The sequence below is a fragment of the Pantoea sp. RIT-PI-b genome (assembly GCF_001187905.1).
Classification (GTDB): domain Bacteria; phylum Pseudomonadota; class Gammaproteobacteria; order Enterobacterales; family Enterobacteriaceae; genus Pantoea; species Pantoea nemavictus.
In genome coordinates this window covers 226,022-245,005 of sequence record NZ_LGIS01000020.1, presented here as the reverse complement: position 1 = coordinate 245,005, position 18,984 = coordinate 226,022, and the positions used below count along the sequence as shown (strand labels likewise).

Here is an 18,984-nt window from a genome sequence, read left to right as displayed (position 1 = left end):
TTTGCGCTGCGCTTGTTGCCGACAGATTTTCTCTCGCCTTTTGAGTCCACTCTTTTTTCACTTCAACCAGACTTAAGTCATTTTTGTACATGATTTTTTCCCGCTGCCTGGCTGGCACGGGTGCGCTTTTGGTTTACACTGCGAAACATTAACGGTTACAGGAAAAGCAATATGTTGCGATATTTGAATCAATGCTCGCGTGGACGAGGTGCCTGGCTTTTGCTGGCCCTAACGGCTCTGGCTTTTGAATTGACGGCTTTGTATTTTCAACACGTGATGGGATTGCAACCCTGCGTGATGTGTATTTATGAGCGTTGCGCACTGTTTGGTGTGATGGGTGCAGGTATCGTGGGTGCCATCGCGCCAAAAACGCCGCTGCGCTGGGCGGCGATCCTGATCTGGATTTATAGCGCCATTGAAGGGGTTCGCCTCTCCTACGACCACACCATGATTCAGCTGCACCCCAATCCATTTGTCACCTGCGATTTTGCGGCGCGTTTCCCCACCTGGCTGCCGCTGGATAAATGGCTGCCCTCGGTGTTTGTCGCCAGCGGCGACTGCGCCGAACGTGGCTGGACTTTCCTGACCTGGAGCATGCCGCAGTGGATGATTGTGATTTTCGCGGCGTATCTGTTGGTCGCGCTGCTGGTGTTAATTGCCCAACCGTTTAAACCTAAACGCCGCGATCTGTTCGGACGTTAAGCACAAACAAAACAGGCAGCCGTAGCTGCCTGTTTTATGTTTAACCGTTACGGTCCGGTCGATCAATTATATGCTCTTCCCAATCGCGCACTTCACTCTCACGCACCGCAATAAAACGCACGGAAATGCGCTGGGCATGCATCGCTTTTTTAGAGCCGGCGATGAGCGGATGCCAGGCCGGCAAGGCTTTCCCTTCCCCTAATACGCGATATGCACAGGTACGCGGCAGCCATTCAAAACTGGTGAGATTTTCGCGCGTCAGCTTGATGCAGTTCTCTTCTAACTCAAAACGACGCTCGTAGCTGCGACATTGGCAGGTTTTGATGTTCAGCTGATTACAGGCGACGTTGGTGAAGTAGATCTCATCGGTGTCCGCATCCTGCAACTTATTCAGGCAACATTGGCCGCAGCCGTCGCACAGGGATTCCCACTCTGCGTCGTTCATTTGGTCAAGGCGTTTAGTCTGCCAGAAAGGTTGTTCAGTCATGATGGCGGTCCGGGTTGATAATAAGACCGCACCTTATAAAGCTTCAGGTGCGGTGATGCAAGTTTTACAGTACGCGCGTGGAAATACCGTGACCGGCAAGTGATACTTCCAGTTTATCGCCAGAGCGCATCGGGCCAACGCCTTCAGGCGTTCCGGTCAGGATCACGTCACCTGCGCGCAGCGTGAAATACTGGCTCATGTAGGCAATCAGCGGCAAAATTTTGTGGATCATATCGGCAGTCGTACCGTGCTGACGCACCTCGCCATTCACGATCAGCTTCAGCTCGGTATTCTGTGGATCGCCGCCGAATTCTGCCGCCGGTATAAATCCTGACAGCGGGCATGAATTATCAAAGCCTTTCGATTTTTCCCACGGTTGACCCGCTTTCTTCAACCCCGCCTGCACATCGCGCAGGGTTAAATCCAGCGCGACACCGTAACCGGCAATTGCTTTAGCGACATGTTCTTCGCTCGCCTGCTTCAGCGTCGAGCCAATCAGCACCGCCAGCTCCACTTCATGATGCACTTCACCAAAGGTTGCCGGAATCGACAGCGGCTGGCGCAGATCGCAGACCGCGGTTTCCGGTTTGATAAACACCACTGGCTCGGTTGGCGTGGCACTTCCCATTTCCTTTATGTGCTTAGCATAGTTGCTGCCGACGCAAACCACTTTGCTGACCGGATAATCCAACAGAGCGCCCTGCCAGTTACGATGCTGATACATGCTATTCCCCTGCTTGAGTTGTGTTTGCCGCCAGTGCGACTGGCGAGTAAGTCGAATTCAGTGCCGGAACGCGGCAGGCTGAGAGGGAATATATTAGCGGGTTTGTGGCGGCAGGCGTGGTGGAAATTGTCAAAAGTCGTTAATCGTATACAACAAAATCTGCAAACGCCTGGATAATTGCCCGCAATAAAGGGTTAACGCGGGCAGTTAATTAACGCAAATAGCACTGATTATTTCTACAGGATATATTTTACAGATGAATCTGAATTAATCTTTTTTACCCTGATCGAGATGAATGTTGAGCAGACTTTCAACCGGTGGTGGAATTTGTAAATAATAGCCGTGTTCGCTTAAACCTTGCTTAACTTTATTGATATCCGCGTTAGCCAGCTTGTCACGCTTATCCAGCGACAGCACCATGGCCAGCTGGGGTTTGCCGAAGCCACGCAGCAGTTCTTCTGGTACTCGGGAGAAATCGTCTTTTTTTTCAACATACAGATAAGTCTGTTCACGTTGCGGGCTTCTGTAGATCACACAAAACATATTTTTTACTCGAATTAACCGATGGCGTCACTTGCCTGAATATAGCAGTAACTATAACATGCTTGCAGAACTTCGAATATTGACCGTTTGATGTTATTGCCGATTTTATCGACGTACATTTAAAGGTCGTAAAACAGGACTGAGTCAGCAAAGATGTCGCAAACGCCAATCGAATTCAAGGGAAGCAGTTTTACCCTGTCAGTCGTTCATCTGCATCATTCGCAACCCGAGGTGATTCGTCAGGCGCTCCAGGAAAAAATCGATCAGGCACCGGCCTTTTTACTGAATGCGCCCGTGGTGCTCAATGTATCAGCGTTGACAGGCGACATTAACTGGAAGCAGATGCAACAAGCGGTGATGGCGACGGGTTTACGTATCGTTGGCGTCAGCGGTTGCAAAGATGAAGCCCTGAAAAAAATGATTGCCCGCGCAGGTTTGCCGGTACTCTCTGAAGGTAAAGAGAGTCGCAAACAGGCGAGTGCTCCGGTTGTCGAAGCCGCCCCGGTGCTTCCCGCGGTAACGGCAGAAGCCGTCAGTAAAACGCGCATCATTAATACGCCAGTGCGTTCGGGCCAACAGATTTATGCGCGTAATGCCGATCTCATCGTCACCAACAGCGTCAGCGCCGGTGCCGAGCTGGTTGCCGACGGGAATATCCATATCTATGGCATGATGCGTGGCCGTGCGTTGGCCGGCGTGGGTGGCCAAAGCGATAGCCAGATTTTTTGTACCAACCTCGCCGCAGAGTTGGTCTCAATTGCCGGGGAATATTGGATGATCGATCAGATCCCGGCGGAATTCTTTGGTAAAGCGGCACGCCTGAGCCTGATAGAGGGCGCGCTTACCATTCAGACACTTAATTAAGCCCCTTTTCTTTCGTTAAGGAAATCAACATTTATGGCACGCATTATTGTAGTTACATCGGGTAAAGGGGGCGTTGGCAAGACCACGTCAAGCGCGGCCATCGCCACCGGGTTAGCGCAGAAAGGCAAAAAAACGGTCGTCATCGATTTCGATATCGGCCTGCGTAACCTGGATTTAATCATGGGCTGTGAACGCCGCGTGGTGTACGACTTTGTTAACGTTATTCAGGGTGATGCCACACTGAACCAGGCACTGATCCGTGACAAGCGTACTGAGCAACTCTACATTTTGCCGGCTTCGCAGACGCGTGATAAAGATGCGCTGACTCGTGAAGGCGTTGAGAAAGTGCTGAATGATTTGGCGGCGATGGAGTTCGACTTCATTGTGTGTGACTCACCGGCGGGCATTGAAACCGGTGCGCTGATGGCGTTGTATTTCGCCGATGAAGCCATCATCACCACCAACCCGGAAGTCTCTTCAGTTCGTGACTCGGACCGTATTCTTGGCATCATCTCGTCTAAATCACGTCGTGCCGAGAACAGCCAGGATCCGGTGAAAGAGCATCTGCTGCTGACCCGTTACAATCCAGGCCGCGTCACCCGCGGTGATATGTTGAGCATGGAAGATGTGCTGGAAATTCTGCGCATTCCACTGGTTGGTGTGATTCCGGAAGATCAATCTGTGCTGCGTGCTTCTAACCAGGGTGAGCCGGTGATCCTCGACGCAAACGCTGACGCCGGTAAAGCTTATGCTGATACCGTAGATCGCCTGCTTGGCGAAGAACGCCCCTTCCGCTTTATTGAAGAAGAGAAGAAGGGTTTCCTTAAACGCCTGTTCGGGGGATAACCAATGGCATTACTTGATTTCTTTTTATCCCGTAAGAAGAACACAGCCAATATAGCCAAGGAAAGGCTGCAGATTATCGTAGCCGAACGCAGAAGGGGCGACAGTGAGCCCCATTACCTGCCGCAGCTGAAGCGCGATATTTTGGAAGTGATCTGTAAATACGTAAAAATTGACCCGGATATGGTGACCGTTCAGCTGGATCAGAAAGGGGATGATATCTCCATCCTTGAGCTCAACGTAACGCTACCGGAGCCGGAAGACGTTCCTAAATGATTAAAGCGGTTTCCTGATTTTCCCCTGCGGTATTGCGCAGGGGAAAATGCTGCACTTACAGCGCCTGCAGGATCTCGTCGATACCCGCCTTCAGCAAATCACCTCGCCAGCCTGTTAGCAGCTCAGGTGTGCGCGAAGCGTTCTTCAATCCCCAATAAACACTCAGCACCTGATTGATCTGGCGGCGTGATGCCAGCAACTCCTGACTAAATCCACTCTCCTCGCTCACCTGTTGCACCAGCGCTTTAATGGCTTTGAAGGCCTGCTTATAGTGCGGATGATCGATAAGATTCGGCAGCGGCTGCGGCAAGGTAGCTTCATCCTGTGCCTGTGCTTCAGCCACCAGCGCCACCATCGCTTTACCGTGGAAACGGATCTCATGGCCGTTCAGCCCTAAATGATCCAGCTCGCCAAGGCTGCCCGGCATAAAGCGCGCCACTTTCCACAGATTCTCTTCGCGCACCACAAAGTTCACCGCCATATCTTTTTGGCGCGCAATGTTCAGACGCCACGCAGCCAGACGCTGCAAGGCTGCCAGCTGGCGTGGGCGCAACTGCCACGCATTGGTGATGTCACGCCAGGCTTCTTCGGGTTGCAGCACGTCAAGACGGCGCTGACACAGCGTGTCGCATTCGCTCAGCGCCGCCGCCATATTGCCGGCCGCTTCTGTCTGCGCAACCAGCTGATGGGCAATCGGCAGCAGATAAGCGACATCGGCAGCGGCATATTCACACTGACGCTCGGTCAGCGGACGCGCCAGCCAATCGGTGCGCGATTCGCTTTTATCCAACTCGATTTGGTTAAAGTGCATCACCATCGAGGCAAAGCCCCATGACAGCGCCTGACCACTGAAAGCTGCCAGAATTTGCGTATCGATCATCGGATCGGGCAGGCACTTGAAGCGATGCAGGAACACCTCAAGATCTTCTCCTCCGGCGTGGAGGAATTTGGTGACCTGCTTATCCTGCAGCAACGCCACGAACGGCGTCCAGTCACTGATATTAAGCGGATCGATCAGGATCAGCTGGTCGCCATCAAACAGCTGAATCAGGCCGAGCTGCGGATAGTAGGTGCGGGTGCGCACAAATTCGGTATCCAGCGCCACGGCAGCATGTTGGCGTGCTTTCTCGCACACGGCGGCCAGTTGGTCATTTTGGTCGATCAGGGTGTAATTCACGTTGTCTTTCTCGCTGCGGCAAACTACGCGCAGCGCTCCATGTTAAAAGCAATAAAAACGCCGGACTGTGCCGGCGTTAACCTGAGGAGAATGGCGCGTTACTGCCCTTCTCGCTTCGCCTCATCACGCAATTCGCGGCGCAATATTTTGCCCACGTTGGTCTTCGGCAACTCGTCACGAAACTCGATAATCTTCGGCACTTTGTAGCCGGTGAGCTGGCGACGGCAATGATCCAGCACTTCCTCTTTCGTCAATGACGGATCTTTCTTCACGATGCACACTTTTACTGCTTCGCCTGACAGATCGCTCGGTACGCCAATCGCCGCGGCTTCACGCACTTTCTCGTGCTGCATCAGCACATCTTCAATCTCGTTAGGATACACGTTAAAGCCCGACACCAGAATCATGTCTTTTTTACGATCGACGATGCGAATAAAGCCTTCGCTATCAACCGTAACAATATCACCGGTATGCAGCCAGCCATTTTTCAGCACTTCATCGGTGGCATCGGCGCGCTGCCAGTAGCCGGTCATTACCTGCGGACCACGAATGCACAGCTCGCCCGGCTCACCCGGCGGCACCTCTTTATCTTCATCATCCGCAATGCGCACGTCGGTGGAAGGCACCGGTAAACCAATGCTGCCGGTGTGACAGGTAATATCATACGGATTCACCGACACCAGTGGCGAACACTCGGTCAGGCCGTAACCCTCCAGCAGATAGTGACCGGTGAGTTTTTCCCAGCGCTCAGCAACGGCTTTTTGCACCGCCATGCCACCGCCAGCAGACAGGCGCAGCGTAGAGAAATCGAGTTTATTGAAGTTGGCATCATTCAGCAGCGCATTGAACAAGGTATTCACGCCGGTGATGGCAGTAAACGGAAACTTGCTCAGCTCTTTAACGAAGCCCGGAATATCGCGCGGATTAGTTATCAAAAGATTCGTGCCGCCGAGGTCGAGGAACAGCAGTCCGTTCACCGTCAGCGCAAAAATGTGATAGAGCGGCAGCGCAGTTACCACCTGCTCTTTACCCGGGCGCAACAGCTTGCCGTAGGTAGCTTTCGTCTGTTCCAGGTTGGCCTGCATATTGCGGTGCGTCAACATCGCGCCTTTGGCAACGCCAGTGGTCCCACCGGTATATTGCAGGAAGGCCAAATCATCATTGGTGACGGTAGGACGCTGATAGGTCATCTGCTCGCCCTGCTGTAGCGCGCTGCGGAACGGCACGGCGCCGGGCAGGTGATATTTTGGCACCAGCTTTTTCACATACTTAACCACGAAGTTGACCAGCGTGGCTTTCACCGGTGCCAGCTGATCGCCCATACGCGTCAGCATGACATGCTTGATTGGCGTCTCGGCCACCACTTTTTCTAGCGTATGGGCAAAGTTCGACACGATAACAATAGCGCTGGCCCCGCTATCAATCAGTTGGTGTTTGAGTTCGCGCGGCGTGTAGAGCGGATTGACATTGACGACTACCATGCCGGCGCGCAGGACGCCAAACAGGGCAACCGGATATTGCAGCAGATTGGGCATCATTAACGCCACACGATCGCCCTGCTTCAAGCCTAAACCCTGCTGCAGCCAGGCCGCAAAGGCGCGGCTCTGCTTTTCCAGCTGCCGATAGGTCATCGGCTGGCCCATATTGATAAATGCGACCTGATCGGCATATTGCTGAGTAGCATGTTCGAAAAGATCGACCAGAGAAGTATAACGATCGGCACTAATTTCCGCTGGGACATCTGGCGGATAGCGTTTGAGCCAAACCTTGTTCAAAGAATCACCCCGATATTCTTGTTGTGTAGCCATCGCCGCCTCGACAATCAGTGTTGTTAACAATATTTTAACTGATTGTACCAGTTTGCCTGTTTCGGCATTTTCAGGTTGCGAAGCGCATCACTAAATTTCGCGCATCGGTTGCGCGCCCAATAAAAAGGCCCGCTCGCAAGCACCGCGACCGGGCCGTAAATTAAATGATAAAGCGTTATTCGGTGAGGATAGTTTGCACCTGCGCCGGCTGGCCGAGGTTCATGCCCCAATAAGGATTAGGCCCCCAATACCCCGCACGATGGCGCGTTGGGCCATACCAAATATAGGGATCGATCGGTTGTGGCGGTGTCATCACCTGCTGCGTCAAATGCCAGCGCTGATAACCGCGTACATCGATCACCACAAAGTTGTAGCTGGCCTTCCCGATATCCCCTTTTTCGATGCCTTTGATGTTACCCAGCACCGTAATGTATTGATTGTTCAGATCGACCGGATCCACGAAGCCGCGAATATCGGCAAAAATGCGGCCAACCGAAGCGGCACCTAAGCGCGGACGCGCGCTATCATCCAGCGGTTGGGTGGCAATCTCTACCCGGGTTAAGCCGTTAAGATTGGTGACCTTCACCACTTTGCCGCCGAAACGCGATTCCTGACCGACATATAGCTGTGGCGCGTTCATCACGCGCAGTAAATCTTGCTGTGGCAGCTCAGAACTTCCTTTAATAGAATCTGGCACCGAAACACAGCCGCTGAGCAGCAGCGCGCAGGCTAACAGAGCGCCAGACATCCCTTTACGACTTATTGGCATAGCACTTCTCCTGTTATTTCTCTGATTAGACTGAACCGGTGCAGATAAGTTGCGCGCCGCTTAGCGTCCCGGCAACTTTTTCCATGCCACTTCATTCCGCAGATAAACCGGCTCGGCATGCTCTACCGCCACCGCTTCGTCACGCTGCCAGGCGCTGAGCGCCAGCGGCAGCATGTCTTCAGCCGCAGGCAGTAAAACCTCTGAGGCGATAAGCTGTGCGCCCGGCGCGGTCATAAGATGCGGGTAAGCCTGCCAGCCGGTGCCGACCGTCATCCAGTCACCGCTCAACGCGGCAATACGCTCCATCGCCACTTCCGGTTTGATCACCGCTTCGGTTTCCACGCCCTGCCATTCGCCATGTTCGTCGCGCTGATACTGGGCCCAATAGAGCTCGCCCATCCGCGCATCAATTGCCGCCAACACGCGTGTCGCACCGGTTAAGCGCCAGGCGCCCTGTGCCATCGTCGCTAACGAGGAAACACCAATCATGGGCAGATTCGCCCCCAGCGCCAGTCCTTGCGCAATACCAATGCCGATACGCACACCGGTAAAGCTGCCCGGGCCGCGGCCAAATGCCAGTACGTCAAGCGCGGTCAGCTCCAGCTGCTGCGCCTGCAACAGCTCCTGAACCAGCGGCAGAATACGTTGGGTGTGATCGCGCGGGGCGATTTCAAAGCGGGCATCAATCTGCTGCAGATTTTGCAGCGCGGCAGAACAGGCTTCTGTCGCCGTGTCCAGGGCTAAAATTCGGACGGACATAACAACCTCAGAGAGTCAAAATGGCGCGCATCTTATCACAGCCTGGCACAAATTAGTGATCCACTGGCTGGCGGACAAACTCGATGGCGCGCGCGATATCGCGTGTGCGCGGCGTCGGCGGCAAACTGTTGAGGAACAGGCCGCCGTAAGGGCGAGAAACCAGACGCTGATCGCAAATCACCAGCACACCGCGATCGTCGGTATCGCGAATCAAGCGGCCAACACCCTGTTTCAGGGTGATCACCGCATCGGGCAGCTGCACATCATTAAAGGGATCGCCACCGCGTAAGCGACAATCTTCCATGCGCGCTTTCAGCAACGGATCTTCCGGCGAGGTAAAAGGCAGCTTATCGATAATCACCAGCGACAACGCATCGCCGCGCACGTCAACACCTTCCCAGAAGCTGCTGGTCGCCACCAGCAACGCGTTACCGGCTTCGAGAAATTGCTTGAGTAACTGTCCTTTACTGGTTTCACCCTGCAGCAGCACCGGTAATGTCATTGAAGCACGAAACTCTATCGCTAACTCACGCATCATCTTGTGCGAGGTGCAAAGGAAGAAGCAGCGGCCTTTGTTGGCATCAATCAGCGGCTTCATCATGCGTGCGAGCTGACGCGCACCACCGGGATGATTAGGTTCTGGCATGTTGCGCGGCACGCATAACAACGCTTGTTGGGTGTAGTCAAACGGGCTGTCGAGAATCAAGGTAGTGGCGTTATCCACGCCCAGCCGGCTTGAGAAGTGGCTCATCTGCTCATTCACCGCCAGCGTTGCCGAGGTGAAGATCCACGCAGCTTTGCGGTTATCCATCACTTCCCGGAAGCGTTCCGCCACCGACAGCGGCGTAAGCGCCAGCGTGAAATGGCGGCTGTTACACTCATACCAGTAGCTGAAGCCCGGTTCATTAATGGCGCGCAAACGCTTCAAACGTGTGCGATACAGCGCCGCGCGCTCAAACGCGGCATCCAGCAGCGCTGAACGGCCGAGCGACAGCTTGATAACGTCGTAACAGAGCTCGAGCGCATCATCCAGCAGAGTGAACATACGCATAATGTTGTTATCGCTTAACAGATCGCGCAGGTTACCGCGAAAACCGGGCTCGCCCAGCGTCAACCGGAAATCCTGCGCGCACTGCGCCAGACGATCGGCGGATTTCTGCAACTGCTGCACATCGCGCACTTCGGTGCGATAGGCAATGATGATGTCTTTGGCGAGATCCTGCAGTTGCCGGCTCGATAACTGCTGGCCGAAATATTGGCTGGCGATATCCGGTAATTGATGCGCTTCATCGAAGATCATCACATCGGCTTCCGGGATCAGTTCGCCAAAGCCGCCCTCTTTCACCACCAGATCGGCGAGAAACAGGTGATGGTTCACCACCACCACATCAGCGTCCATGGCTTTTTTTCGCGCTTTCACTACGAAGCAATCTTTATACAACGGGCAATCGCTGCCGAGGCAGTTGTCATTGGTGCTGGTGACAAAAGGCCAGATTGGGCTGTCTTCTGCCACGCCGCTGCAGTTGCTGACATCGCCATCACTGGTTTCTGACGACCAGCCGCGCACGCTGATCAAATCACCCAGCGCCTGCACGCTAAGGTCGCCACCGGTTTGATTTTGTTGTTCCAGACGTTCAAGACAGAGATAGTTGGAGCGCCCTTTCAGCAGCGCAGTTTTACCGCTGAACTTCAAGGCTCGCGCAATGGTGGGCAAATCACGGTTGTACAGCTGGTCCTGCAACGCTTTTGAACCGGTTGAGACGATGACTTTTTTCTTCGCGCGCAGCGCCGGGGCCAGATAGGCATAGGTTTTACCGGTTCCGGTGCCAGCTTCAACCACCAGCTCGCCCCCTTTTTTAACCGCCTCGGTGACCGCTTGTGCCATTTGGCGCTGTGCTTCACGCGGTTTAAAGCCCGGAATCGCCTGCGCTAGCGCGCCATCAGCTGCAAAATCGTCTGCCACACTTCCTCACATCATCGTTAAAAACCACTGTAATTATGTCAGGATTCCCGCCTGCCAACCACAACAGATGACATTCGCCCCTGGGATATGGCAGGCTAGCGCAGCAAAACTAAAGGAGAACAGCATGACCATTACGCGTATCGATGCGGAGCACCGCATGTCGGAAGCGGTAGTACATAACCAAACCGTGTATTACACCAGCGTACCGGAAAATCTGGATGAAGATGCAGAAGCGCAAACCGCCAACGCGCTGGCGGTGATTGACGCCATTTTGACGCGGGTGGGATCGGATAAAAGTAAAATTCTCGACGCGACGATTTTCCTGGTCGAGAAAACTGACTTCCCGGCGATGAACCGCGCCTGGGATGCGTGGGTTTCCCCGGGCAATGCGCCGGTGCGATGCACCGTGCAGGCCGGTTTGATGAATCCGAAGTATAAAGTCGAAATTAAAATTATCGCCGCGCTATAAATCTGTTCGGGCGTTATTCGTTGTCGTCGTCTTCTTCATCCTCATCGTCTTCGAACATCGCCCGAATGCCTTCCCCTTTATAGGTTTGGCGGATCTCCTGCGCCACTTGCGCAATCGCCTGACCGCTCGACATACCACCCGCCATCAATTCCTGGATGCGCTCAACCGCTTGTTGTTGTTGTTCGTGAGATAACGCTGGAAGACCTGTAAACATAATTCACTCCTGATGCTAGGGGGACGCATTATTACCACGTGGAACAAACGGGTGCCAGCAACAAAAAAATATGCCAGGCTAGCGACCTGCTTGCTGAAGTGATTTGTCCCATGATGGTAAAAAGCCTCGTTCTGAAGTATACGCCCGAAACGCTGTTACACCTTTTCGCTCCGCTTGCTCAGCAGTGCTGGGCGATGTTGCTGACCTCTGGCCAGGCCGATCATGCGGATAACCGCTTTGATATCCTGAGTGCCGATCCGCGCGCTACCCTAACCACACGTGGCGCAAACACCGAAATTGTCTGTGGCGATAAGGTGATGCTCTCTGCGGCCGATCCGCTCCTGCTGGTACAGCAGCAATGTGCTGAGCTCGGTGGCACGCCAGATTTTGATGCTGATTTACCTTTTCAGGGCGGAGCCATCGGACTTTTTGGCTACGATCTGGGGCGTCGCTTTGAAACCCTGCCGCAGCGTGCGGAGCAGGATCTCACTACGCCGGATATGGCGGTGGGGATTTATGACTGGGCGTTGATCGCCGATCACCATCAGCAAAAACTGACGCTGGTCTCGCTCACCGATGCGGAACAGCGCTGGCAATGGCTACAAACACAAACCGCGCCGCAAACGGAGCCTTTCGCCCTGACCAGCGAGTGGCAATCCAATCTCAGTTTTGAGCAGTATGCGCAGCGATTTCATGCGGTGCAGGAGTATATTCAAGCCGGTGATTGCTATCAGGTGAACCTGGCACAGCGTTTTCAGGCTGGCTATCGCGGCGATGAGTGGCAGGCATTTTTGCGCCTGAACCAGGCCAATCGCGCTCCGTTTAGCGCTTTCTTGCGTTTGCCAAACAGCGTACTGCTGAGTTTGTCGCCAGAGCGCTTCCTCTCTTTACAGCAGCAGGAGATTGAAACGCGTCCGATTAAGGGCACGCTGCCGCGCCTCGCTGACGCAGCAGCCGACCGCCTGCAGGCGGAGAAGCTCGCCAATTCAGAGAAAGATCGCGCTGAGAATCTGATGATTGTTGATTTGTTGCGTAATGATATTGGTCGCGTTGCCGAGCCCGGCAGCGTCAGTGTTCCACAACTGTTTGTGGTGGAGCCTTTCCCGGCAGTACATCATCTGGTTAGCACCATTTGCGCGCGTTTACCTGCCACGCTCACCGCCACCGATCTGCTGCGCGCCTGCTTCCCCGGTGGTTCCATTACTGGCGCGCCAAAAATCCGCGCGATGGAGATTATCGAAGAGTTAGAGCCGCATCGCCGAAATGCGTGGTGCGGCAGCATCGGTTACATCAGCCTGTGCGGTCGCATGGACACCAGCATCACCATTCGTACCTTGATTGCTGAAAACCACCAACTTTACTGCGCCGCTGGCGGCGGATTAGTGGCGGACAGCGAACTCCACGCCGAATATCAGGAAACCTTCCACAAGGTGAACCGCATTCTGCCTAGCCTGCGCGATGAGAATTGAGATGAATTTAACGCTGGACCAATTTCTTAACCGCTTTGTCTTGCAGCCGCCGCTCCAGACCACCAAAAGCGCCATCAGTGGACGGCGCGCAGCAGTGCTGGTTCCGGTGATTAACGGTGCTGAACCTGGCTTACTGTTAACACGTCGATCTTCTCATCTGCGGAAGCACGCTGGCCAGGTTGCTTTCCCCGGCGGCATGCAGGATGCCACCGATCATTCGCTGATCCACACCGCGCTGCGAGAGGCGCAGGAGGAAGTGGGGATTCAGCCGGAGCAGGTACAGATTATTGGCGTTCTGCCACCGGTGACCAGTAGCACTGGTTTTGCCGTTACTCCGGTGGTGGGAATCATTCCCGCCGATCTTGCTTTGTCTCTCAACCCCGACGAAGTCGAAAGTGCCTTTGCCATGCCGCTGGCTGAAGCGCTACGCCTCAGCCGTTATAGTGACCTCACGCTACGCCGTGGCCATCGCCAACATCAGGTGTGGTTGTCATGGTATGAGGATTACTTTATCTGGGGCATGACGGCCGGCATCATCCGCGCGCTGGGTCAGCAAATCGCGCTGCCGTAATCCCCCCGTTTCGTTAGCCTTTCATCACGAAAATCGATCCGCTTCACAACTGTACAGCCGGATAACAATTTCTGTGGTTTATAATTAGTTTATTTCATGCGAAAAGCTGCTCGTAATAGGGCACAGGCGATTACTATTAGCCGCATAAACGGCTTGTGCCGTGCAGAATAAGATTTGTGAGGAGTGTCACCTGTGATTAGTGTTTTTGACATGTTTAAAGTGGGCATCGGTCCCTCCAGTTCGCATACCGTTGGCCCGATGAAAGCGGGTAAGCAGTTTGTTGACCTGCTGGCCGAACAAGGCAAGTTGCAAGACGTAACGCGCGTGGCGGTCGACGTCTATGGTTCTCTGTCGCTCACCGGCAAAGGTCACCACACCGATATCGCCATTATCATGGGTCTGGCGGGTTACGAACCGGCCACCGTTGATATCGACGGCATTCCTGCGTTTTTCAAAGATGTTGAGCAGCGCGAACGCTTGCTGTTAGCCAACGGCGCACGTGAAGTTGATTTCCCGCGCGAAGGCGGCATGGTGTTTCGTAGCGAAAACTTGTCGCTGCACGAAAACGGCATGACGGTATTCGCCTTCGCGGGTGATTTACTGATCCTGAGCAAAACGTACTACTCCATTGGCGGCGGATTTATCGTCGATGAAGAGCATTTCGGTCAGCCGGTGCTGGATGAAGTGACTGTTCCCTGGCCGTTTAATTCCGCCAAAGAGCTGCTTAGCCACTGTCGTGAAAGCGGTTTGTCGCTGTCGGGTTTGGTGATGAAAAACGAGCTGGCGCTGCATAGTCGTGATGAGATTTACGCCTATTTTGGCCACGTCTGGCAAACCATGCAGGCATGCATCGATCGCGGCCTCAACACTGAAGGCGTGCTGCCAGGTCCATTGCGTGTACCGCGTCGAGCCGCCTCACTGCGTCGTCTGCTGGTGTCATCAAATAAACACTCGAACGATCCCATGGACGTGATCGACTGGGTGAATATGTTCGCACTGGCAGTGAACGAGGAGAATGCAGCGGGTGGACGCGTGGTAACTGCACCGACTAACGGAGCCTGCGGTATCGTCCCGGCGGTGCTGGCCTATTACGATCACTTTATCGAACCCGTCACCCCCGACATTTTTATCCGTTACTTCCTCGCCTCTGGCGCGATTGGCGTGCTGTATAAAATGAACGCCTCCATTTCTGGTGCTGAAGTGGGTTGTCAGGGCGAAGTCGGCGTCGCCTGCTCAATGGCCGCGGCGGGTCTGGCGGAACTGCTGGGCGGCAGCCCGGAACAAGTGTGTGTCGCGGCGGAAATTGGTATGGAACACAATCTGGGACTGACCTGCGATCCCGTCGCGGGCCAGGTTCAGGTGCCATGCATTGAACGTAACGCTATTGCTTCCGTTAAGGCGATTAACTCGGCGCGCATGGCGCTGCGCCGCACCAGTGAACCGCGCGTCTCGCTGGATAAAGTGATTGAGACCATGTACGAAACCGGCAAAGACATGAATGCCAAATACCGTGAAACCTCGCGCGGCGGCCTGGCGATTAAGGTCCAGTGCGACTAGTCATTGCTCATCGCTTCATTGATGATTAAAGCAACAGTTGAAATTTTTTCTTCATCCGTTGCTACCTCCAACTGAGTAAACCAGATACATTGATTTCGAGCGCGGCCCTGAGTGGCCGCGCTTTTTTTAGTGCCGATTTTTTATTCTGCCGCACTAAACCTGGCCGCCTCAATGCCGATAACCTTCACGTTAATTTGGCTTCAATCTTTGTCTTGCAAGGTGGTTACTGATGCTCATTCCCCAGCAATTTGTGGGTCAATTTCGCCGTAAGCGTCTGCTTATTGCGTTAGTGATCGCCTCGCTGGTTCTGGTTCTGACGCTGACTTTTCGCTACATCGAAGAGAAATCACGTATTGAGCAGCAGTCATTAAATTTCGCCAGCCGCGCGATTGAACGTTTCGATCGCATGTTCTCGCCACTGGATGTTTCGGCCAATAACACCCTCGGTTTGGTCGGTGTGCCCTGCGCACAAGTGCGCTATCCGCTGATTGAGAAAATCGCCGCACTGCAAACCGTGCGCACCGTGCTGCTGGTGCAAGACGATACGCTGTATTGCTCAAGCATTTTTGGTCCACTGAATCTCTCCTTCAGCCAAACCTATCCTGAGCTGGCGCTCAACAACCAGCGCATGATGCTGGCGACCGACGACGATCTGTTAAAAGGATCGCCGGTGCTGCTGCTCTGGACGCCCAAATCGCTGGATAATCATGATGGATTGCTGCAAGTCATCAATATTGAATTAATGACCGATTACCTGCTGGAGCCGCAGCTGCCATGGGTTGAGCGCGCCATATTTAACGTCGGCGGACAAAGCCTTGAGTACGGTAATCCGCTGATTGAGCAGACCGAGCCTTCTGAAGACGAAGTGGCTTACGATCAGGCATCATTACGTTACCCCTTCAGCATCACCTTATACGGCCCTTCCCCGGCGCGCCTGGCACTGAATACCTTACCGTCGCAGCTGCCTTTGGCGCTAATGCTCAGCCTGTTAATCGGCTACATCGTCTGGCTGGCGACGGCCAACCGTATGAGTCTTAGCTGGCAGATAAGCTATGGCATCACGGCCAACGAATTTATGGTCTACTGCCAGCCGTTGATAAACGCTAAAAGCGGTGAGTGCGATGGCATGGAGTTGCTGTTACGTTGGCATAACCAGCGTCAGGGTTGGGTTGCGCCGGACGTGTTTATTCCGCTGGCCGAGCGACAAAACCTGATTGCCCCATTAACGCGCTTTGTGTTGGCGAAAGTGGTTAATGAGCTGCCGAATCTGCCGCAATGTCCGTCGTTCCACATTGCGATTAACGTTGCCGCCAGCCACTTCCGCGACCGCGCGATAGTTGAGGATCTGCAGAGTATCTGGTGGCCTGCCAATCCAATGCCGAAGCTGGTGGTCGAACTGACCGAACGCGATGCCTTGCCGGTGATCGACCAATCGGTGGTAGCGCAGCTACATGATATTGGCGTGCGCCTGGCGATTGATGATTTCGGTACCGGTCACAGCTCGCTGGCTTATCTGAAAGATCTCAAGCCGGATGTCTTGAAGATCGACAAAATTTTTACCGCCGCGATTGGTACTGATGCGATTAACGCCACCGTCACCGATATGGTGATTTCACTGGCGCAACGCCTGAATATTTCGCTGGTTGCCGAAGGTGTAGAAACGGCCGAGCAGGCGCATTATCTGCGTGAGCGCGGCGTCGATCATTTACAAGGCTATTTCTACGCGCGTCCCATGCCGATTGAAGATTTTCCGCTGTGGCTGGCGCAACATCATGCCCAGCTGAGCGCCTAAACTTTTCCACATATTTCACCCATAAAAAAACGGCCACTCCTTGCGGAATGGCCGTTTTCGTTCACATCGCGCGCGTTACTTACTCTTCATGCTCTTCATGATCGAAGGGCTTATCTTTGGTCACGCGCACCAGATCGATGCGGTAATCGGTCGCCTCAATCACCTGGAAATGCAGCGGCGGCAGATCGATCACCTCACCTGGCAGCGGCAGCTGGCCTTTTTGCGCTATCAGCAAACCGGCTAACGACGCGTGATCTTCATCGGCTTTCACCAGTTCGTGGTGATCCAGTAACTGCTGCAGCGAGTGCAGATCGGTCCCGCCCTTCACTAACCAACCGTCGCCATCGGCGATAATATCTGGCGTTTCATCTTCGTCAGGGAACTCACCGGCAATCGCTTCCAGTACGTCCAGCGGCGTGATTAAGCCCTGCACCACACCAAACTCGTTGGTGACGATCACGAAACTACCTTTAGCACGGCGCAGCACGCCCAGCAGATTGATCGGGTCTAATGTCTCAGGTACCACGATCGCCGGCGTGTTAGCAGCAAAGGTTGCGACATCCATACCGTGTTCCAACGCGACCAGCAGCTCTTTCGCACGCACCACACCGATAATTTCATCCAGCTCACCGCGACATACCGGGAACAAGCTGTGCGGCGTATCCAGCAGTTGAATACGGATTTCATCCAGCGGACGCGATACATCCACCCACGAAATATTACCGCGCGGCGTCATGATGCTGCGGATGGAACGCTGCGATAACGTCAACACGCCGTTAATCATGTAGCGCTCTTCATCTTTAAACGCTTCCTGCGGCATCGCTTCGGTCAACGCATGCTCTTCTGTCGTGGCTGACTGCTTACGCTGGCGTCCACCCATCAGGCGTAGAATCGCTTCGGCGGTGCGTTCACGCATCGGGCGATGTTCCTGGTGGCGAATAAAGTTGCGGCGCGCAATCTGGTTAAACAGCTCAATAATAATTGAGAAGCCAATCGCAGCGTACAGATAACCTTTCGGAATGTGGAAACCAAAACCTTCGGCCACCAGCGACAAACCGATCATCAACAGGAAGCTCAGACACAGCACCACCACCGTTGGGTGTTCGTTGACAAAGCGCGTCAGCGGCTTTGAGGCCAGCAACATCACGCCCATCGCAATCACCACCGCGGTCATCATTACCGGCAGATGGTTCACCATACCGACGGCGGTAATCACCGCATCGAGTGAGAACACCGCATCGAGCACCACGATTTGAATCACCACCGCCCAGAAGCTGGCATAGCTCTTATTGCCTTGATGTTCATGCCCGCGGCTCTCAAGTCGTTCATGCAGTTCCATGGTTCCCTTGAATAACAGGAACAAACCACCGAACAACAGAATTAAATCTCGTCCAGAAAAGCTGAAATCGCCTACGCTGAATAGGGGCCGCGTCAGCGTAACAATCCATGAGATGAGCGACAGCAGACCCAGACGCATCACCAGTGCAAGCGACAGGCCGATAAGACGGGCTTTATCACGCTGCTTCGGCGGCAATTTGTCTGCGAGAATGGCGATGAACACCAGGTTATCAATGCCGAGAACAATCTCCAGCACGATCAGCGTGAGCAAACCCGCCCAGATTGAGGGGTCGAAGAGAAATTCCATCAATGACTCCTTGCCGAACTAACGGGCGCACGAAATTGAGTCTGCGCCAGAGGGCGAGACGAAGGATCGTTGCAGGCGGTGATAACGCTGGAGAGCGTGGAAACGTGCGCAGGAACGCGCAGAGAACATGTTGAGCGACGTCGGTGACGGTCCATAAAGGTGAGCTGAAGCCCGGTACTCCTGAGTAATAAACAGATGGCTAATGTATCAGTTACATCAACGACGTCAAAAAAATTTATTACATTTACAAATATCTACGCAATCGCATGAATAACGAACAAAAGTGCATATTAGCGCCGTTACGCTCTCAATAGCTGACAAACATCACATAATTTATTTTTTCGATCACTAA

At 53.9% G+C, this 18,984-nt stretch carries 19 protein-coding genes; 9 read left to right on the top strand and 10 right to left on the bottom strand.

Going from position 1 to position 18,984, the window contains the following annotated elements:
- Window positions 1-171: 171 nt before the first annotated feature.
- Window positions 172-702 carry a disulfide bond formation protein DsbB gene (gene dsbB, locus AC790_RS13825; protein WP_007889668.1) on the top strand — a complete coding sequence of 177 codons (531 nt, stop codon included), beginning with the start codon at window positions 172-174 and terminating at the stop codon, window positions 700-702.
- 40 nt (window positions 703-742) lie between these two features.
- Here dsbB and AC790_RS13820 read toward each other — a convergent pair whose 3' ends face one another.
- The 3 genes from AC790_RS13820 to AC790_RS13810 form a co-directional block, all read right to left on the bottom strand.
- Complete coding sequence (locus AC790_RS13820; protein WP_049852170.1) at window positions 743-1,189, bottom strand: YcgN family cysteine cluster protein; 447 nt, start codon at window positions 1,187-1,189, stop codon at window positions 743-745.
- Between the two features lie 64 nt (window positions 1,190-1,253).
- The gene (locus AC790_RS13815) at window positions 1,254-1,913 is read right to left on the bottom strand and encodes a fumarylacetoacetate hydrolase family protein (protein WP_007889666.1); all 660 of its coding nucleotides are present in this window, start codon (window positions 1,911-1,913) and stop codon (window positions 1,254-1,256) included.
- A 267-nt stretch (window positions 1,914-2,180) separates the two neighbouring features.
- Window positions 2,181-2,456 carry a YcgL domain-containing protein gene (locus AC790_RS13810; protein WP_007889664.1) on the bottom strand — a complete coding sequence of 92 codons (276 nt, stop codon included), beginning with the start codon at window positions 2,454-2,456 and terminating at the stop codon, window positions 2,181-2,183.
- A 153-nt stretch (window positions 2,457-2,609) separates the two neighbouring features.
- Between AC790_RS13810 and minC the strand changes: the two genes are divergently transcribed.
- Genes minC through minE form a run of 3 tightly spaced genes read left to right on the top strand, consistent with a single transcriptional unit; the run spans window position 2,610 to window position 4,439 of the window.
- Window positions 2,610-3,320, top strand: coding sequence for a septum site-determining protein MinC (gene minC, locus AC790_RS13805; protein ID WP_007889663.1), 711 nt, complete (start codon window positions 2,610-2,612; stop codon window positions 3,318-3,320).
- 33 nt (window positions 3,321-3,353) lie between these two features.
- Entirely contained in the window at window positions 3,354-4,166 is an 813-nt protein-coding gene (gene minD / locus AC790_RS13800; protein WP_007889662.1) for a septum site-determining protein MinD, read from the top strand.
- A 3-nt stretch (window positions 4,167-4,169) separates the two neighbouring features.
- A complete protein-coding gene (gene minE, locus AC790_RS13795; protein WP_007889661.1) occupies window positions 4,170-4,439 on the top strand; it encodes a cell division topological specificity factor MinE in 270 nt (89 codons plus the stop codon).
- 55 nt (window positions 4,440-4,494) lie between these two features.
- On the opposite strand, the gene rnd is transcribed toward minE, so the two are convergent.
- The 5 genes from rnd to AC790_RS13770 all read right to left on the bottom strand — a co-directional run bounded on the left by rnd (window position 4,495) and on the right by AC790_RS13770 (window position 10,915).
- Window positions 4,495-5,616 carry a ribonuclease D gene (rnd, locus tag AC790_RS13790; protein ID WP_049852169.1) on the bottom strand — a complete coding sequence of 374 codons (1,122 nt, stop codon included), beginning with the start codon at window positions 5,614-5,616 and terminating at the stop codon, window positions 4,495-4,497.
- 98 nt (window positions 5,617-5,714) lie between these two features.
- Complete coding sequence (gene fadD, locus AC790_RS13785) at window positions 5,715-7,391, bottom strand: long-chain-fatty-acid--CoA ligase FadD (protein WP_152929130.1); 1,677 nt, start codon at window positions 7,389-7,391, stop codon at window positions 5,715-5,717.
- 208 nt (window positions 7,392-7,599) lie between these two features.
- Entirely contained in the window at window positions 7,600-8,193 is a 594-nt protein-coding gene (locus tag AC790_RS13780) for a Slp family lipoprotein (RefSeq protein ID WP_007889657.1), read from the bottom strand.
- A 60-nt stretch (window positions 8,194-8,253) separates the two neighbouring features.
- A complete protein-coding gene (tsaB, locus tag AC790_RS13775) occupies window positions 8,254-8,952 on the bottom strand; it encodes a tRNA (adenosine(37)-N6)-threonylcarbamoyltransferase complex dimerization subunit type 1 TsaB (protein WP_049852168.1) in 699 nt (232 codons plus the stop codon).
- 52 nt (window positions 8,953-9,004) lie between these two features.
- Complete coding sequence (locus AC790_RS13770; RefSeq protein ID WP_007889655.1) at window positions 9,005-10,915, bottom strand: ATP-dependent DNA helicase; 1,911 nt, start codon at window positions 10,913-10,915, stop codon at window positions 9,005-9,007.
- Window positions 10,916-11,039: 124 nt separating this feature from the next.
- Here AC790_RS13770 and AC790_RS13765 point away from each other — a divergent pair, with 124 nt between their 5' ends.
- Entirely contained in the window at window positions 11,040-11,384 is a 345-nt protein-coding gene (locus AC790_RS13765; protein ID WP_007889654.1) for a RidA family protein, read from the top strand.
- 13 nt (window positions 11,385-11,397) lie between these two features.
- Here AC790_RS13765 and AC790_RS13760 read toward each other — a convergent pair whose 3' ends face one another.
- Window positions 11,398-11,598: a YoaH family protein gene (locus tag AC790_RS13760; protein WP_007889653.1), complete on the bottom strand. Its 201-nt coding sequence runs from the start codon at window positions 11,596-11,598 to the stop codon at window positions 11,398-11,400.
- Between the two features lie 110 nt (window positions 11,599-11,708).
- On the opposite strand from AC790_RS13760, the gene pabB reads away from it, so the two are divergent.
- The 4 genes from pabB to AC790_RS13740 all read left to right on the top strand — a co-directional run bounded on the left by pabB (window position 11,709) and on the right by AC790_RS13740 (window position 16,987).
- Complete coding sequence (gene pabB / locus AC790_RS13755) at window positions 11,709-13,067, top strand: aminodeoxychorismate synthase component 1 (protein WP_049852167.1); 1,359 nt, start codon at window positions 11,709-11,711, stop codon at window positions 13,065-13,067.
- Window position 13,068: 1 nt separating this feature from the next.
- Window positions 13,069-13,638, top strand: coding sequence for a CoA pyrophosphatase (locus AC790_RS13750; protein ID WP_049852166.1), 570 nt, complete (start codon window positions 13,069-13,071; stop codon window positions 13,636-13,638).
- A gap of 192 nt (window positions 13,639-13,830) precedes the next feature.
- Window positions 13,831-15,195, top strand: a complete 1,365-nt coding sequence (locus tag AC790_RS13745; protein ID WP_049852165.1) for an L-serine ammonia-lyase — start codon at window positions 13,831-13,833, stop codon at window positions 15,193-15,195.
- A gap of 229 nt (window positions 15,196-15,424) precedes the next feature.
- Complete coding sequence (locus AC790_RS13740) at window positions 15,425-16,987, top strand: EAL domain-containing protein (protein ID WP_049852164.1); 1,563 nt, start codon at window positions 15,425-15,427, stop codon at window positions 16,985-16,987.
- A gap of 79 nt (window positions 16,988-17,066) precedes the next feature.
- Here AC790_RS13740 and AC790_RS13735 read toward each other — a convergent pair whose 3' ends face one another.
- Complete coding sequence (locus tag AC790_RS13735; protein WP_049852163.1) at window positions 17,067-18,632, bottom strand: TerC family protein; 1,566 nt, start codon at window positions 18,630-18,632, stop codon at window positions 17,067-17,069.
- Window positions 18,633-18,984 lie beyond the last annotated feature (352 nt).

Excerpts from the sequence above, each read along its gene's own strand:
- AC790_RS13815 (WP_007889666.1), bottom strand. The coding sequence starts at position 1,913 with ATGTATCAGCATCGTAACTGGCAGGGCGCTCTGTTGGATTATCCGGTC.
- minD (WP_007889662.1), top strand. The coding sequence starts at position 3,354 with ATGGCACGCATTATTGTAGTTACATCGGGTAAAGGGGGCGTTGGCAAG.
- AC790_RS13735 (WP_049852163.1), bottom strand. The coding sequence starts at position 18,632 with ATGGAATTTCTCTTCGACCCCTCAATCTGGGCGGGTTTGCTCACGCTG.
- AC790_RS13760 (WP_007889653.1), bottom strand. The coding sequence starts at position 11,598 with ATGTTTACAGGTCTTCCAGCGTTATCTCACGAACAACAACAACAAGCG.
- AC790_RS13820 (WP_049852170.1), bottom strand. The coding sequence starts at position 1,189 with ATGACTGAACAACCTTTCTGGCAGACTAAACGCCTTGACCAAATGAAC.
- minC (WP_007889663.1), top strand. The coding sequence starts at position 2,610 with ATGTCGCAAACGCCAATCGAATTCAAGGGAAGCAGTTTTACCCTGTCA.
- AC790_RS13765 (WP_007889654.1), top strand. The coding sequence starts at position 11,040 with ATGACCATTACGCGTATCGATGCGGAGCACCGCATGTCGGAAGCGGTA.
- AC790_RS13750 (WP_049852166.1), top strand. The coding sequence starts at position 13,069 with ATGAATTTAACGCTGGACCAATTTCTTAACCGCTTTGTCTTGCAGCCG.
- pabB (WP_049852167.1), top strand. The coding sequence starts at position 11,709 with ATGATGGTAAAAAGCCTCGTTCTGAAGTATACGCCCGAAACGCTGTTA.
- AC790_RS13740 (WP_049852164.1), top strand. The coding sequence starts at position 15,425 with ATGCTCATTCCCCAGCAATTTGTGGGTCAATTTCGCCGTAAGCGTCTG.
- AC790_RS13810 (WP_007889664.1), bottom strand. The coding sequence starts at position 2,456 with ATGTTTTGTGTGATCTACAGAAGCCCGCAACGTGAACAGACTTATCTG.
- AC790_RS13780 (WP_007889657.1), bottom strand. The coding sequence starts at position 8,193 with ATGCCAATAAGTCGTAAAGGGATGTCTGGCGCTCTGTTAGCCTGCGCG.
- dsbB (WP_007889668.1), top strand. The coding sequence starts at position 172 with ATGTTGCGATATTTGAATCAATGCTCGCGTGGACGAGGTGCCTGGCTT.
- tsaB (WP_049852168.1), bottom strand. The coding sequence starts at position 8,952 with ATGTCCGTCCGAATTTTAGCCCTGGACACGGCGACAGAAGCCTGTTCT.
- minE (WP_007889661.1), top strand. The coding sequence starts at position 4,170 with ATGGCATTACTTGATTTCTTTTTATCCCGTAAGAAGAACACAGCCAAT.